Genomic DNA, 15,578 nt, shown 5'->3' with positions numbered 1-15,578 from the left:
CGTGGATCCGTTCTAACGCAACGGCCGTTCAGCGCGCGTCGAGCGCAGCGCGGATCGGCGCGAGAAATTCGTGTGCCCTGCCCGCGAGATCGTCTGCCGAGGTCGCGCCGGAAAGGCGGTCGACCAGGGCACTGCCGATGACCACGGCGTCGGCGAAGGCGCCGATCGCCACGGCACTGGCCGCGTCGCGAACACCGAAGCCGACGGCTACCGGTGCCTTCGACTTCGCTCGGATACCCGCCACGCGCTCGGCGATGTCGCCGGTGCTCAGCTGGGCGGCCCCGGTGATGCCAGCGAACGACACATAATACAGGAAGCCCGCGGCGGCCTCGCTGAGGGCGGTCAGCCGCGCTGCCGTGGTCGTCGGCGACGCCAGCAGGATCTGGTCGAGGCCGGCTGCCCGGAGCGGTGCGAGCACGTGCGACTCCTCCAGCGGACAATCTACCATCAGGACGCCATCGACACCCTTCTCCACGGCATCTTCGGCGAACTCCTCGTAACCATACATCTCGATGGGATTCAGATAGCCCATCAGGACGATCGGCGTTTCGTCGTCCGTCTCACGAAATGCCGCGACCCAGGCCAGTACATTGTGCAGGCCGACGCCCTTGGCGATGGCGCGCTCGCTGGCGTGCTGGATGACCGGGCCATCCGCCATCGGGTCGGAAAACGGTACGCCAAGCTCGATCACGTCGGCGCCGGCGGCGACCAGGGCGTGCAGCATCGGCACCATGTCATCGGGCGACGGGTCGCCTGCGGTGACGAAAGGAATCAGACCCGTGCGGCCGGCGGCCTTCAGCGCCGCAAAACGACGTTCGATGCGGCTCATCAGAGTTCGATCCCTTCACGCTCGGCGATCGTGTGCACGTCTTTGTCGCCACGACCGGAAAGATTGGCGAGCACGAGGCCGTCCTTCGGCAGCTCGCGTGCGAGCTTGATCGCCTGGGCGATCGCGTGGCTCGACTCCAGCGCCGCGAGGATGCCCTCGGTACGCGCCAGCAGGTGGAAGGCTTCCAGCGCTTCGTCGTCGGTGATGCCGACGTACTCGGCACGGCCGGCATCCTTCAGGAAGGCATGCTCGGGGCCGACGCCGGGATAATCCAGGCCTGCCGAGACCGAATGGGTTTCGACGATCTGCCCGTTCGCATCCGACAGCACGTACGTGCGATTGCCATGCAGTACGCCCGGCTTGCCGGCGGCGAGCGAGGCGGCGTGCCGCCCTGTTTCGATACCGTCACCGGCCGCCTCGGCGCCGACGATGCGCACGTCGCGGTCGTTGAGGAACGCGTGGAAGATGCCGATCGCATTCGACCCACCACCGACACAGGCGGTGACGACATCGGGCAGACGGCCGAACTGCTCGAGCACCTGCTCGCGCGCTTCGCGCCCGACGATGGCGTTGAAGTCACGCACCATCTGCGGATACGGGTGCGGGCCGGCGACCGTGCCGATGATGTAGAACGTGTCGGCGACGTTGGTCACCCAGTCGCGCATCGCCTCATTGAGCGCATCCTTGAGCGTCTTCGAGCCCGAGGTGACCGGCACCACGTCGGCGCCGAGCAGGCGCATGCGATAGACGTTGATCTTCTGGCGCTCGATGTCCACGGCGCCCATATAGACCACGCACTTCAGGCCCATGCGCGCGGCGACGGTCGCACTCGCCACGCCGTGCTGGCCAGCGCCGGTCTCGGCGATGATCCGCGTCTTGCCCATGTGCCGGGCAACCAGCGCCTGGCCCACGGTGTTGTTGATCTTGTGCGCGCCGGTGTGATTGAGGTCTTCCCGCTTGAGCAGGATGCGCGCGCCGCCGACATGCGCGGACAGGCGCTCGGCGTGATAGACCGGACTGGGGCGACCGACGTAGTACTTGAGGTCGCGATCGAGTTCGGCGATGAAAGCGGGATCCGTCCGCAGCTTTTCGTACGCGGCGGTCAGTTCGGCGAGCGGCTCCATGAGCGTCTCAGCCACGTAGATGCCGCCGTAAGCCCCGAAGCGCCCATGCGCATCCGGATAGGCGTGGAAATCCGCGATCTCGGTCATTGCCTTCTCGTTATCGTCGTACAGCAGAAATGAAGCGTTCCATCTTAGCCCGATCCTTGATGCCGGGCGACGACTCGATCCCGCTGGAGACGTCCACGGCCCAGGGCCGCGCCACGCGAATGGCTTCGGCCACGTTGTCGGCATCCAGGCCGCCGGCAAGGATCAGGGGCTGCGCAAGATCCTTCGGCATCAACGACCAGTCGAAGCACTGGCCGCTACCGCCCTGCTCGCCGAGGCCATGGCCATCGAGCAGCAGACCGGCCGCGCGAGGGAACCGATGCAGGCGCTCGAGCGCACTCGCGCCCTCGCCCATCGCGATGGCCTTCGTGTAGCGGACTCCGTAGGCAGCGCAGTCCTCGTCGGTTTCGTCGCCGTGGAATTGCAGCATGTCCGGACGCAGGACGCGCAGCACTTCGTCGATGAACGCAGGCTCATCGTCCATCACCAGCGCGACGGTCGTGATGTAGGGCGGCACCGCGTCGCGCAGCCGTGCCGCGGCGGTCGGGTCGACGAAGCGCTTGCTGCGCCGTGTCATCACGAAGCCGATGGCATCGACACCCAGGCCAGCAGCCAGCTGTACGTCGTCCAGGCGGGTGAGTCCGCAAAACTTGATCCGGGTCATAGCGTCACTTCCTGTGGCAGCCCCCAGTGGGCTTCGTAAAGAGGACCGAGGAAAGTCAGGCCTTCCGCCGGTGCCGTCGCACCTGCAACCTCGCGGTCGCGGCCAGCGAGCAGTTCGGCCATCCAGCCGACGCTCTCCTCGCCGCGCCCGATCCGCAGCAGCGAGCCGACGATGTTGCGCACCATGTGGTGAAGAAAGGCATTTGCTTCGATTTCCACGACGACGTGGATGTCTTCGCGAAAAACACGGATCGAGCGCACGTTGCGGCGCGCATGCGCGGCCTGACAGGAAATGGCCCGGAACGCGGTGAAATCGTGCTCGCCGACGATCGCTTGCGCGGCCTCGTTCATCGCCTCGGCATCGATCTGGCGACGCTCCCATGCGACGAAGCGCGCATCGAGGGCGGGACGGACGAAACGCGGCAGGATGCGGTAGCGATACCGGCGGGCCCGCGCGGAAAATCGTGCGTGGAAGTCGTCCGGGACCGGCTGCGCCCAGGTCACCGCCACCGCGTGCGGAAGGTTGGAACAGGCACCGAGGATCCAGCCACGCAGGTCGCGCACCACCTCCGTATCGAAGTGGACCACCTGGCAACGGCCGTGCACGCCGGCATCGGTGCGGCCGGCGGCGGTCACTTCGATGGGCGCGTGGGCGACGAAGCTGAGCGCCTGCTCCAGCGAACCCTGCACGGTCTTCGCATGGCTCAGCCGCTGCCAGCCGAGAAAGTCGGTGCCGTCGTATTCGACGCCAAGGGCAATACGCATGGGGCGGTTCGACACGGTGGAAACGGTAAAGGGTAGCACCCTGCTTAGGGCGGCACCCACAACCCCGCCCACGGCAACCCACAAATGTAGGAGCCGATTCATCGGCGATAGCCAGGTTACGGTACCCCCCACCACCGCCGGCACAGACGGCTCGGCTGTGCCGTCGCTCTTTACACTTGGGCGTCTCGCGGGGAGACCTTGGTGTCCACCCTCGCTGCTCAGACAGGTCCTCCGCGTTCCGTAAAGGAAAGGCCGCTAACGCGGCCGTGTACTTAATCTGGCCTACGGCCGCTCCACTTGTGCGGAACTCGCCTCGAGGGTGGACACCAAGGTCTCTCACGACGATACGGTTAGCTCGAAGGCGAGCCGGCAGGACGGTTGCGGTCGCCGAAGTGGGCCGTTACGGCAGACGTGCGGGTACGTACACTCCGGCTTGGTGAGCGCCTTCCTCGCTGCTGCGCTGTCTAGGGCGGAGGATCGCGACCGGCTCGCCGGGTCGACCGTTTGGCGATGGCGATGGCGACGAGCCGGCAGCCAAAGCAGCGTTGCTTCGTCGGCTCGACTCGCACGAACCTCAGGGATGGGAAGAGTCTTCGGTGTCCACCCTCGAGGCGAGTTCCGCACAAGTGGAGCGGCCGCAGGCCAAATAGAACCATGGGCCGCGTTAGCGGCCTTTCCTTTACGGAACGCGGGGGACCTGTCTGAGCAGCGAGGGCGGGCACCGAAGGCTCTTTGCCTCACCCCCCAGCGAGAGTGGACACCGAGTGAACCGATAAAAAAAGCCCCGGGCTGGCCGGGGCATTTTTTAAGAGCATCGCCGATGAATCGGCTCCCACAAGGGGGTGGATCGGGTCAGACGATGTCGTTGAGGATCCGCTTGGCGGTGTCCCGCTGCATCTGCGTGCCTTCCGACATCACTTCGTCGAGCATGAGGCGGGCGCCTTCGGCGTCTCCCATGTCGAGGTACGCGCGGGCCAGGTCGAGCTTGGTGTCGACCGGGTCGTCGCTGAAGCTTTCCGGGTTGTGGTCGGCAAGCGGCTCTTCGTCGGGGAAGGTCGGCTCGTCGAAACGCGGAAGGTCATGGGCGGAGGTGGCAGCCGCTTCGGTCTCGTCATTGAACGACCAGGATGCGCGGTCGTCGCTGACCGGAACCGCATCGCTCGCGACGTTCCCGGCCGAACCGTGTGCCGGTGCCTCGCCGTAGAGCGAATCCGGCGCGTCGGCGTCGAAGACGCCCGGTGCGTTCGGACGACGCTCGGCCTCGGCGCGCTGCACGGGCGTCAGGTCGAAGTTGAAGTGGTATTCGCTGTGCTTCTGCGGCGTCGGCGCGGCCGGACGATCATCCTCGTCCGCACCCGTCACGTAGTTGCCGAGGTCGAACTGCTCGACGGCGGCCACGTCGTCGACCGGGTGAACGGCGCCCGGCTTATAACGGTCGTGGTCGTCAGGGAGGCCACCCTCGTGATCGTACGGATCATCGATCTCGTCCACCGGCACGCCGCCGAACAGCGGGTGGCTGGGAGCGAGGTCCTCACCCATCGTGACCACTTCGCGCCATTCCGGCTGCTCCGGGTCGGCAACGTGGGCGAACATGGCCTCGGCGGCGGCTTCGAAATGCTCGACGTCACGGCGACCGTAATACAGGCTCACCAGCTCCAGGTGCAGGCCGATGTCGTCCGGGTGTTCGGCCAGCGCGTCGAGGATCTCGCGCTGATCCTGGTCCATCGCGTCGTTGTGACCGAAGGTGTCGAAGTTCGGCTCACGGGCGAAACGATCCGCTAGGGAGGCGGATGCCGGACCCGCTACGACCGAGGTCTTCTTCCGGCCGAATACGGCGGCGACCAGGAGCAGCAGGATGACGATCGCGCCGCCGCCCCATGCCCAGGTCTGCAGGTACCAGGGATCGTCCTCGACGACCGTCGGCGGCGTGACCTTGTGTACGGGCGGCTTGGCCGCTGGAGCGGGTGTCGCCGCGACCGGCGCCTGGACCGGTGTCGTGACGACGGCGGGAGACGACACGGTGGCCGCATGCGCGGGCGCGACCGGAGCCGCTGCGACGACGGCGGCCGTCGCCGGCACGGCCGGCGAGGCGGCCGGAGCCGCCTGTGCGGGAGCCTGTGCGGGTGCCGCCACCGTGGCGGCCGTTGCCGGCTGCCCTGCGGCCTTGCGCGTTTCGGCCAGCTTGCGCTGAAGCTCGGCGATCTCCGAGTCCTTCAGGCTGATCAGGCGCTGGTTCTTGGTATTGATTTCTTCGAGATCGCCGATCCGCGACTTCAGCTCGGCGCCCTGCTGCTTGAGCGAGACGACGGACTCCTGCGAGGTGCTCAGCTCCTGCTTCAGGCCAGCCACCTGGGCGTCGCCCGTGCCGTCCTTGGTACCGGCACGGGTGGACGCCGCGTCACCACCTTCCTTCGAAGGGACGATGGCGAGGCGATCGTTAGCGGGAGCCGCCGCCTTGCTCGGTGCCTGCGCCGCACCCGTGGAGGCGGCGTCGGCCACCACGGAGGGCGAGCGAGCCGCCCCCGAGCGCCATGCCTCGTTCTGGCGGCGCACTTCGGCGAGCGCCGCCGCAGCCGACTGGGCCTGGACGTCGTCGGCGGAAGGAATGCGCAGCACGGCGCCGGTCTTCAGCGCATTGATGTTGTCGCGGTAGAAGGCGTCAGGATTGGCCTTGTGCAACGCCAGCAGGACCTGGTTGATGTCGGCGCCACTGGTGTGGTCGCGAGCGATCGTCGACAGGTTCTGGCCACGCTGCACCGTCACCGAGCCATCAGCCGAGGACGCGGTGGCGCGGGCAGGAGCCGGCGTCGATTCGCTGCGCGAAGCACGCGATTCGCTATGCGCGGGCACGCGGGACGGCACGTCCGAGGTGCGCGACGGCTTGGCCGCAGGCGCACTGGCCGTCGTGCCGGCCGTGGACGCCGGGGTACCCGGCGGGTCGAGCAGCATCGTGATCTCACGGACGACCTTGTTGCCGTCGGTGGAGACCTCGACCAGGAAATCGAGATAGGTATCGCGCACCGGTGCGGTGCTGGTCACCTTGATGACCGGCTGGCCGCTGGCGTTCTTGGCCACCACGAAGGTGAGCGCCACCGGCAGGCCGCCGCGGTTCAGGCCCGCGCGGGAGAACGCCTCTTCCGAGGCGAGGGCGACATGGACGTTATCGATCTTGCTCGATACGCCAGTCAGTGGGATTTCCGCTACCAGCGGCTGGTCCATGGTCGAGCGCACCTGGACCGGGCCCAGGTCCTGCGCCAGGGCGTGACCGCCCCCCGTGGCAAGCGCCAGCATGATCGACAGCTTCAACGTACGGTTCATTACTCGCTTCCCCCGAACTAATACCATGCTGACGGCACGCCTCTTTCGGGCGGTCGGCCGCGAAGGCGCCACTGTAGTGCACCCCAGCAACAACTAACAATAGCGAGTACGGGCAGTTACGCGACAACGTTGAGTCGGTCGCGAGGCCCGTACACGCCCCCCTTACATGTTATGGCTTGCGCTGGGCGTTCAGCTCGCGCTCGAGTTCGGCAATTTTCCGGTCCCGATCGTCCAGCTGGCGACTTGCGGCATGCGTATCGGACTCCAGCGCGTCAACCCGGGCCTTGAGCTGCTTCACGTTGGCGTCCTCCGCCTTCGCCTCCCCCTGCACTGCCACGACCTTGGCACGGGTCACGGCGGCGGGGTCGGCCTGCGCCGCCTTCGTCTGGGATTGCTGGGCGGCGGTCGCCAGGGGCGAGAGCACAACGAGCAGGCAGGCGATGGCGGCGCGATGCTTCATTACAGATAGTCCTCGATCAGGATCTCCGCGATCTGCACGGCGTTGAGTGCCGCACCCTTGCGGATATTGTCGGACACGACCCACAGGTCGAGCCCGCGGTCGTGGGAAATGTCTTCGCGGATACGGCCGACGAAAACGGGATCCTTGCCGGCGACATCGCCGACAGGGGTGGGATAGCCGCCCGGCTTGCGCTCGTCCTGCACGACCACGCCCGGTGCCGCTTCCAGCAGTTCACGGGCGCGCTCGGCGGTGATCTTGTCGCGCGTCTCGATGTGCACGGCCTCGGAGTGGCCGTAGAACACCGGCACGCGCACCGCGGTCGGGTTCACCTGGATCGAGGGATCCTCGAGGATCTTCCGGGTCTCCCAGACCATCTTCATTTCTTCCTTGGTGTAGCCGTTAGGCTGGAAGTCGTCGATCTGCGGGATGACGTTGAAGGCGATCTGCTTGGGAAACTTGGAGGTCTCGACCTCCTGGAAATTGAGCATCTGGGCGGTTTGCTTGCCCAGCTCCTCGAGACCGCTGCGACCCGCCCCGGATACCGACTGATAGGTGGCGACGTTGATTCGCTCGATGCCCGCCTCGCGGTGGATCGGCGCCAGCGCCACCAGCATGCCCATGGTCGAGCAATTCGGGTTGGCGATGATCCCGCGGACCGTGTACTGGGCGATGGCGTGCGGGTTCACTTCCGAGACCACCAGGGGAATGTCGTCCTGGTAGCGGAATTCGGAGGTGTTATCGATCACCACGGCGCCGGCCGCGGCGGCGCGCGGGGCGTGCTCCCGGCTGACCGAGCCGCCGGCCGAGAAGAAGGCGATGTCGACGCCCTCGAAGTCGTACTTGGCGAGATCCTGGACGACGTAAGGTTTTCCGGCGAAGTCGACCGTACCGCCCGCCGAGCGCTCGCTCGCCAGGGGTACCAGTTCGCTGACCGGAAAATCCCGCTCGGCGAGGATCGAAAGGAGGGTTTCGCCGACCGCGCCGGTCGCACCCACCATGGCCACCTTGTAACTCGTCTTCTTGCTCATTTTCGCTTTCGTCAGGGCGTGGAGAAACAGGTCAGCTGGCGTCGGCCAGCACACCCGGATTGATGATCGTGGGTGGCCGGCCGGCGTGAGGACCATGTCCGAACGCCGCCAGCACATTGTCCACAGCCAGAGCCGCCATATCGCGACGTGTGTCGCGACTTGCGCTGGCGATGTGCGGACTGAGCACGATATTTTCGATTTTCAGCAGATCGGGGTGCACCGAAGGCTCCCCTTCGAACACATCCACCCCCGCCGAGGCGATGGTGCCGGTGGCCAGGGCGCGAGCGAGCGCGGCATCGTCGACGATGCCGCCACGGGCGATATTCACCAGCACTGCCGTCGGCTTCATGGCCTTCAGCTCGGCCTCGCCGATCGCGTGGTGGTTGGCCGGCGTGTAGGGCAGCACGAGGATCAAATGATCGGACTGGGCCAGCAGGCTGGCCTTGTCGACATAGGTCGCCGCGCATTCGCGCTCGAGTGCGGCATCGAGCCGCGAGCGGTTGTGATAGATCACCCGCGCCCGAAAACCCGCGGCGCGACGGGCGATGGCCTGGCCAATGCGGCCCATGCCGAGGATGCCGATCGTCTTGCCATGGACATCCGCGCCGAGCCAGCCCTCGAACCGCGATCCATGCCACTGGCCATCACGCAGCCAGCGCTCGGCCTCGCCGACGCGGCGGGCCGCGGCAAGCATCAGCGCCCAGGCGTAGTCGGCGACTGTCTCGTTGAGGACGTCGGGCGTGTTCGAGGCACCGACGCCAGCCTGGGTCAGGGCATCGATGTCGAGATTGTTGTAGCCCACGCCCAGGTTGGCCACGAAGCGAAGCTTCGGGGCAGCCTCGAGGACCTTGCCATCGATCTTGTCGGCCAGACCGACGATGGCCGCGTCGCTGTCGGCGAGACGCTCGGCGAGTTCGGCAGCGGAGAAAGCTCGTTCTTCGGGCTCGGCGCTCACATCGAAATGCTCGCGCAGGCGATCGACGATGTCGGGGAAGAACGGCCGGGATATCCAGACCTTCGGCTTAGTCATGCGATGCGCCCTGCAACGTGCCCGGGATCCGCGGCGGCACCGCGCCTACATCGCCGCACTGGGCGCGATGGCGCAGGGCCTGGTCCATCAGGACGAGGGCCAGCATGGCTTCGACGATGGGTACGGCGCGAATCCCCACACAGGGATCGTGGCGGCCCTTGGTGACGACTTCGGTCGCCTCCCCTGCCCGGTCCACGCTGCGGCCGGGAATCAGGATGCTCGACGTAGGCTTGAAGGCCACGGAGACCACCACGGGCTGACCCGAAGCGATGCCACCCAGGATGCCGCCTGCATGATTGGACAGGAAGCCGTCGGCGGTCATTTCATCGCGGTGCTGGCTGCCCCGCTGGGCCACGGCAGCGAAACCGTCGCCGATCTCCACGCCCTTCACCGCATTGATCGACATCATGGCCGCCGCCAGTTCGCCGTCGAGCTTGCCGTAGATGGGCTCGCCCCAGCCCGCCGGCACGTTGTCGGCGATGACGGTGACCCGGGCGCCCACGGAGTCGCCCGACTTGCGCAGGGCATCCATATAGGTCTCCAACTCGGGAACCTGCCCGGCGTCGGGCCAGAAGAACGGACTGCTTTCGATAGCGCTGGCATCGAAACCGCGCGGCACGACCTCGCCGATCTGGGAGACGTGACCCTGGACGGTGACGCCATGGCGCTCCGCCAGCCATTTCTTGGCCACGACGCCGGCAGCGACGCGCATGGTGGTCTCGCGTGCCGACGAACGGCCACCGCCCCGCGGATCGCGCACACCGTACTTCTGCCAATAGGTGTAGTCGGCGTGGCCCGGGCGGAACGTCTCGAGGATGTTGCCGTAATCCTTGCTGCGGGCATCCGTATTGCGGATCAGCAAGGCGATCGGCGTGCCCGTGGTAACGCCTTCGTAGACCCCCGAGAGGATCTCGATATCGTCCGCCTCCCGGCGCTGCGACGTGTGTCGCGAGCGTCCGGTGGCACGCCGTTCGAGATCGGCACGGAACTCGCCGGCGTCGAGCGCGAGGCCGGGAGGACAGCCGTCGATCACACACCCGATCGCCGGGCCGTGGCTTTCGCCGAACGTGGTGACGGAGAGGAGCTTGCCGAACGTATTGGAGGACACGGTGCTTCCGATAGGGGTTTAGTTTCTCGCGGCGCGCGCAGCGGCGATGTCAGCGGCATGCTCGAGCAGGTCACGGCGCTCCAGCGCGAAGATGCCCATCTGGCCGACCTTGAACTCCAGCCAGACGAAAGGCAGGCGCGGCAGCAGCGCGACCAGGGCGTGCTCGCTGTCGCCCACTTCGACGATCAACAGGCCATCTTCGCTGAGATGGTCGGCGGCTTCGTCGAGGATGCGCAGCGTGATGTCCAGTCCATCATCGCCCGATGTCAGGCCGAGGACCGGTTCATGGCTGTATTCGGCCGGCATGGCGGCGTATTCGTCATTCGTGACATACGGCGGGTTGGACACGATGAGGTCGTAGACCTCGCCCTTCACGCCGTCGAAGAGGTCCGACTTGATCGCCCGCACGCGGTCTTCGGCGTGCTGGTAGGCGATGTTCTCGTTGGCCAGCGACAAGGCATCGTCGCTCACGTCGACCAGGTCGACCTGCCAGTCGGTGTTGTATTCGGCCATGGCGATGCCGATGCAGCCCGAGCCGGTGCACAGATCGAGCGCACGTTCCACGTGGCGGTCGTCCAGCCACGGGGTGAAGCGGCTTTCGATCAGTTCGGCGATGGGCGAGCGCGGCACGAGGGCGCGGCGGTCGCTCTTGAACTTGAGGCCGGCGAACCAGGTCTCGCCCACCAGGTAGGCCACCGGCACGCGTTCGGCGATCCGGCGCTCGATCAGCGCCAGGACTTTCTCACGCTCATCGGACACCAGCGTGCCTGTGCCATAGGCCGGCGGCAGGTCCGGCGGCAGGTGCAGTGCGGCCAGGACCAGATGCGTCGCCTCGTCGATCGGATTGTCGTGGCTATGCCCGAAGGTCAGGCCGGCGGCCGAGAAACGGCTGGCGCCGTAGCGGATGAAATCGATGATGGAGGACAGTTCGCTGGTCACGGGCGGGGGCTTTCGGTGTGGCTGGCTCGTGAGTATAGCGGCCCGGGCGGCCCTATTAGGCCTTGTGTGGGAGCCGCTTCAGCGGCGATAGCCAGGTTGCCTCGAACCCATCGCCGCTGAAGCGGCTCCCACAAGGGCGGATCAGACCACTCTGGGACCGGGATCGCTCGTGGATGGCCGGCCGTCCTCGTGATGCCCGGCGAAGCGTCGCAGGTAGCGAGGGGCGTCCGGCATCGCAATCGCAACGTCGTACCAGCCCGCACTGGCGGAAAGCTCGAGAGTGAGCGTCCCGCGGGCCCCGGGCGCAAGGGTGAGCGCTTGGCCTTGGTCGCCGGAATAGGCGTTAGTCACCCGGCAGTCCAGCGGCTTTGAGCCTGTGTTGGTCAGGACCACCTCGACGGCACGCACACCGGGCAGGCCATGAATACTGGCCTCGAGCGCGTCATCGGCAAAGCCACGCATGGCCGCGAGGTATCCATTGGGCCCATGGATACGGCGGTTATACGCATCGCCCGCGCGTGCCAGCGTCCATTCGTCGACGATGCCCTGACCGGCACTCACCGCGTAACGGCGAGGAGCGGCCTCACGATCCAGACCGTCGTAGACGAGAAACGCAGCGCCACTGGCACCGGTGTTGGTGATGGCGATGCGACTGAAGCCCGCCTCGAGGCGATGCTCGACGGTCCACGCGTAGCCGAGCGCTCGCGCCGGGCGCACGCCGGCCTCCTGCGTCGGCATCGACTGTGCGGAGGGCACCTGGATCGGCGCCTTCCCTGCGGAGCCTGCCGGCAGGGCGATCTTCGGCACGTGGCGATCCGTCGTCCCGGCAAAATCGAACGCGCTGGTCAGATCGCCGCAGATCGAGCGACGCCAGCTGCTGATATTCGGCTCTTCGACACCAAAGCGTTTTTCCAGGAACCGAAGCACCGAGGTGTGATCGAAGGTTTCCGAGCACACCCAGCCGCCACGCGTCCATGGGGACACGACGATCATCGGTACGCGATTGCCCAGGCCAACCGGTTGCTCACCGCCCGGGTCGCTACCCGGAACCAGGGGCGCGACGATGCGCGGGTGGGCATCGAGATCCACGATTTCCTCGGCAAGGCCCGCAATCAGGTCGTCCGAGACCACGCCGTCGCCACCCTGCCCGCTTTCCAAGGGCGGCGCCGGCGGCACCACATGGTCGAAAAAGCCGTCGTTCTCGTCGTAGTTGAGGAACAGCACGGTACGGCCCCACACCGTCGGATTCGCCGTGAGGGCATCGAGCACGCTGCGGATGTAGAACGCGCCGTCCGCGGGCGATGAGGTCGGATGCTCGCTGTACTTGTACGGCGCGACGATCCAGCTCACCTGCGGCAACCGGTCCAGCCGCACATCGTCGCGAAGCTCGCGCAGCGTATGTGTCGAGACGCCGTTGCGCACCAGCGGCCCCGTGGGATCGGCGCCCTCCTTGACCTGGTACCTGGCGAAGAATTCGAGCGAGTTATCCGTGTAATTGTCCGTCGGCGAACCCGGCTCGCCGGTGCCGCCCTGGTAGACACGCCAGCTCACGCCCGCTTTTTCCAGCCGTTCCGGATACGTCGTCCACGTATAGCCGTTGCTGCCGGGACGCTCCTCGCTACCTGGACCATTGTCCTTGCTGCCCAGGCGGCCGGACGGATCGGAGGTGCCGCTCCACAGGTAAATGCGATTGATCGCCGTGTCGGCGAGCGCGGAGGCGTGGTACGCGTCACAGACGGTGAATGCGTCGGCGAGGGCGTAGTGAAACGCAGCATCCTCGCGGCGCAGGTACGCCATCGTCAGTACATCCTGCTTCTGCTCGATCCAGCGATCGCTGCGAGCAAGATTCCATGCCCCGTGACCGGTGCTCCAGCCGTGATCGGTGCCTTCGTGATGGTCACCGCTGGCGCGCGTATCCAGGTGGAAGGGATAGACCCAGGCCACGTCGTCGGCCACACCACGCGATTTCCAGTACTTCGTATGCGTGGTCGCAACGGGCTGGCGCCAGATCGGATCGCCATTGGCCAACTCCACCACGCGGGGATCGGCGAAGCCCCGCACACCCCGAAGGCTGCCGAAGTAATGGTCGAACGAACGGTTCTCCTGCATGAGGATGACCACATGGGCCACGTCCGCGATGGTGCCGGTCCGCCGGTCTGCCGGCGTCGCCAGCGCACGCGCAATGGACGCAGGTACGCCTTGCGCGATCAGGGAGGCGGCTACCGCGGCGCCGGCGGCATGAAGGAAACGGCGGCGATCGCGGGAAACCATGGTTCGACTCAGTCCCTGGCCAGCGATTCGATCAGGGCGGCATGCAGGGCCGGCGTCGCCGCGGCGACCACGCGACCGCCGCTGTCGAGGCCCAGCGCGCGGCCTTCCCAGTCGGTGATGACGCCACCCGCCGCCTGGACCACCGGTGCGATGGCCAGATAGTCGTAGGGCATGAGATTCGCCTCGATCACGGCGTCGATGTGGCCGGAAGCCAGCATGCCGTAGCCGTAGCAGTCGCCACCGAAGCGTCGGGTATAAGCCGCACGGCTGGTGCGGTCGAAACGCGCCCATTCGTCGGCGGTGAACATGTCCGGCGTGGTGGTGTACAGCGTGGCGGCGTCCAGGGTCGTGCATCCGCTCGTCCGGCAGCGTGCGCCGTTCATCGTCGTACCGACGCCGACGTGGCCAATCCAGCGCTCATCGAGCGCCGGCATATCGAGGATGCCGAGCATGGGGGTGCCGTTACGAAGCAAGGCCAGCAGCGTACCCCACAGCGGCCAGCCCGAGATGAAGCTGCGCGTGCCGTCGATCGGGTCGATCGACCAGACGAACTCGGCATCGGTGCGGGTCGCCCCATATTCCTCACCCAGCAGGCCGTGCTCCGGCCAGGCACTGCCGATCCGTTCGCGAAGCATGGACTCCACGCCCCGGTCCACGGCTGTCACGGGACTCATGTCACCCTTCAGGGTGACGTCGACCGGCTGGCGGAAGCGAGGCAACGAGAAGGCGCGTGCATTGTCGGCGATGCCGGTGGCAAACACCTCGAATTCCTTCCGCTCCGCGGCGGACAACGATTCCATCAATGACACTCCTGGGCTGAAAAAAACGTGCGCCATCTAGCGTTTGCACGTTTCGGATTGATGACAAAAACGAAAATTCTTCGCTGGACCGTATGCCCCATGTTTGCAAATATACCCAAATCGCCACACGGATGTGTCATCTTTCAACCTTGGGGACTGGGCCGGCAACCATGCGTGCATACCGCCAAATCGGAAGCGTACTTGCGCTGCTCGCGGCATGCGGAACCGTGCGTGCCGGCGACGTCACCGTTTACTCGGCGCTGGAAAGCGACGAGATAGCGATCTATCTGGCGGCGGCGAAGAAGGCGTTACCGGATATCGACGTGCACGTGCTTCGCCTGTCCAGCGGCGATCTCGCAGCGCGGCTGCTGGCCGAATCGGCCGAGCCGCGCAACGACGCGATCTGGGGCATGGCCGTCACCGATATGCTCGACCCCCGCATCGCCGCCCTGCTCGAGCCCGTTCACGGTAGCAACATCGACCGGATGCCGGCGAGCTTTCGTGGCACCGACGCGAGGTGGTTCGCGCCCACCGGTTATCTGGCGGCGCTTTGCGTCAACCGCGAGGCACTCGCCGAGCACGGGCTGCCGATGCCGCGCACCTGGCGCGACCTGACCTCGCCGATGTACCGCGGGCAGATCGCGATGCCGGATCCCGCCTCATCCGGAACGGGATACATGGTGCTTTCGTCACTTTCCGACGCGGGACGCAGCACGGAAGGCATGCGCCTGGTGACCGACATCGCACGCAATGTGGGCCAGGAAACACTCTCCGGATCGGCGCCTTGCAAGCTGGCGCGCATCGGCGAGTTTCCCATCGGCATCTCGTTCGCGTTCTCGGCCATGCAATCGATCCGCCAGGGTTACCCGATCACCATGGTGATTCCGGGGGACGGCGCCGGCTACGAGCTCGAAGGCTCGGCGCTGATGAAAAACAGCGCCCACGCCACGGATACGCAACGCTTTCTCGACTGGACCGCGTCGGCCGACGCCGCCGTGTTGTATCGCGGCTTCAAGGAAATCGTCGCGACCCCGGGAAGCGAGCCCACGGACGAACAGCTTCGGCAGGGCTTGCCGGCTCATCTTGTCGCGACGCTGCCTGCGCGCGACTTCGCTACCGCGGCGCGCGAGCGCGCGGCACTTATTGCCAGGTTCAAGCAACTGACGCGCTGACGCGTCGGCTGCCGGGGAGACGAGGG

General features: G+C 66.4%; 13 protein-coding genes. 1 reads left to right on the top strand and 12 read right to left on the bottom strand.

Annotated elements, in window-relative coordinates; translation table 11 throughout:
- Positions 1 to 28: 28 nt before the first annotated feature.
- The 12 genes from trpA to hisN form a co-directional block, all read right to left on the bottom strand.
- Positions 29 to 829, bottom strand: coding sequence for a tryptophan synthase subunit alpha (gene trpA, locus BJI69_RS15545; RefSeq protein WP_046981934.1), 801 nt, complete (start codon positions 827 to 829; stop codon positions 29 to 31).
- The gene (trpB, locus tag BJI69_RS15540; RefSeq protein ID WP_046981935.1) at positions 829 to 2,040 is read right to left on the bottom strand and encodes a tryptophan synthase subunit beta; all 1,212 of its coding nucleotides are present in this window, start codon (positions 2,038 to 2,040) and stop codon (positions 829 to 831) included. Before trpB ends, trpA begins: the two co-directional genes overlap by 1 nt.
- Before the next feature lie 10 nt (positions 2,041 to 2,050).
- Positions 2,051 to 2,662, bottom strand: coding sequence for a phosphoribosylanthranilate isomerase (locus tag BJI69_RS15535; RefSeq protein ID WP_046981936.1), 612 nt, complete (start codon positions 2,660 to 2,662; stop codon positions 2,051 to 2,053).
- Complete coding sequence (gene truA / locus BJI69_RS15530; protein WP_046981937.1) at positions 2,659 to 3,426, bottom strand: tRNA pseudouridine(38-40) synthase TruA; 768 nt, start codon at positions 3,424 to 3,426, stop codon at positions 2,659 to 2,661. Before truA ends, BJI69_RS15535 begins: the two co-directional genes overlap by 4 nt.
- Positions 3,427 to 4,278: 852 nt before the next feature.
- Positions 4,279 to 6,744: a motility hub landmark protein FimV gene (locus tag BJI69_RS23065; RefSeq protein ID WP_046968954.1), complete on the bottom strand. Its 2,466-nt coding sequence runs from the start codon at positions 6,742 to 6,744 to the stop codon at positions 4,279 to 4,281.
- A gap of 169 nt (positions 6,745 to 6,913) precedes the next feature.
- On the bottom strand, positions 6,914 to 7,204 hold the full coding sequence (locus BJI69_RS15520; protein ID WP_046968953.1) for a hypothetical protein: 291 nt from the start codon (positions 7,202 to 7,204) through the stop codon (positions 6,914 to 6,916).
- A complete protein-coding gene (locus BJI69_RS15515; RefSeq protein WP_046968952.1) occupies positions 7,204 to 8,232 on the bottom strand; it encodes an aspartate-semialdehyde dehydrogenase in 1,029 nt (342 codons plus the stop codon). Before BJI69_RS15515 ends, BJI69_RS15520 begins: the two co-directional genes overlap by 1 nt.
- Positions 8,233 to 8,263: 31 nt before the next feature.
- Positions 8,264 to 9,262, bottom strand: a complete 999-nt coding sequence (locus BJI69_RS15510; protein ID WP_046968951.1) for a 2-hydroxyacid dehydrogenase — start codon at positions 9,260 to 9,262, stop codon at positions 8,264 to 8,266.
- The gene (gene aroC / locus BJI69_RS15505) at positions 9,255 to 10,370 is read right to left on the bottom strand and encodes a chorismate synthase (protein ID WP_046968950.1); all 1,116 of its coding nucleotides are present in this window, start codon (positions 10,368 to 10,370) and stop codon (positions 9,255 to 9,257) included. The genes BJI69_RS15510 and aroC overlap by 8 nt, the downstream gene beginning before the upstream one ends.
- An 18-nt stretch (positions 10,371 to 10,388) precedes the next feature.
- Positions 10,389 to 11,309, bottom strand: coding sequence for a 50S ribosomal protein L3 N(5)-glutamine methyltransferase (gene prmB, locus BJI69_RS15500; protein ID WP_046968949.1), 921 nt, complete (start codon positions 11,307 to 11,309; stop codon positions 10,389 to 10,391).
- A gap of 141 nt (positions 11,310 to 11,450) precedes the next feature.
- The gene (locus BJI69_RS15495) at positions 11,451 to 13,580 is read right to left on the bottom strand and encodes a phosphocholine-specific phospholipase C (RefSeq protein ID WP_046968948.1); all 2,130 of its coding nucleotides are present in this window, start codon (positions 13,578 to 13,580) and stop codon (positions 11,451 to 11,453) included.
- 8 nt (positions 13,581 to 13,588) lie between these two features.
- Positions 13,589 to 14,380: a histidinol-phosphatase gene (gene hisN / locus BJI69_RS15490; RefSeq protein ID WP_046968947.1), complete on the bottom strand. Its 792-nt coding sequence runs from the start codon at positions 14,378 to 14,380 to the stop codon at positions 13,589 to 13,591.
- Positions 14,381 to 14,607: 227 nt separating this feature from the next.
- Between hisN and BJI69_RS15485 the strand changes: the two genes are divergently transcribed.
- Positions 14,608 to 15,552, top strand: a complete 945-nt coding sequence (locus BJI69_RS15485; RefSeq protein ID WP_211258528.1) for an extracellular solute-binding protein — start codon at positions 14,608 to 14,610, stop codon at positions 15,550 to 15,552.
- The last annotated feature ends 26 nt before the right edge of the window (positions 15,553 to 15,578 follow it).

The organism is Luteibacter rhizovicinus DSM 16549 (genome assembly GCF_001887595.1).
GTDB classification, from domain to species: domain Bacteria; phylum Pseudomonadota; class Gammaproteobacteria; order Xanthomonadales; family Rhodanobacteraceae; genus Luteibacter; species Luteibacter rhizovicinus.
This window is presented reverse-complemented; position numbering and strand designations above follow the sequence as displayed.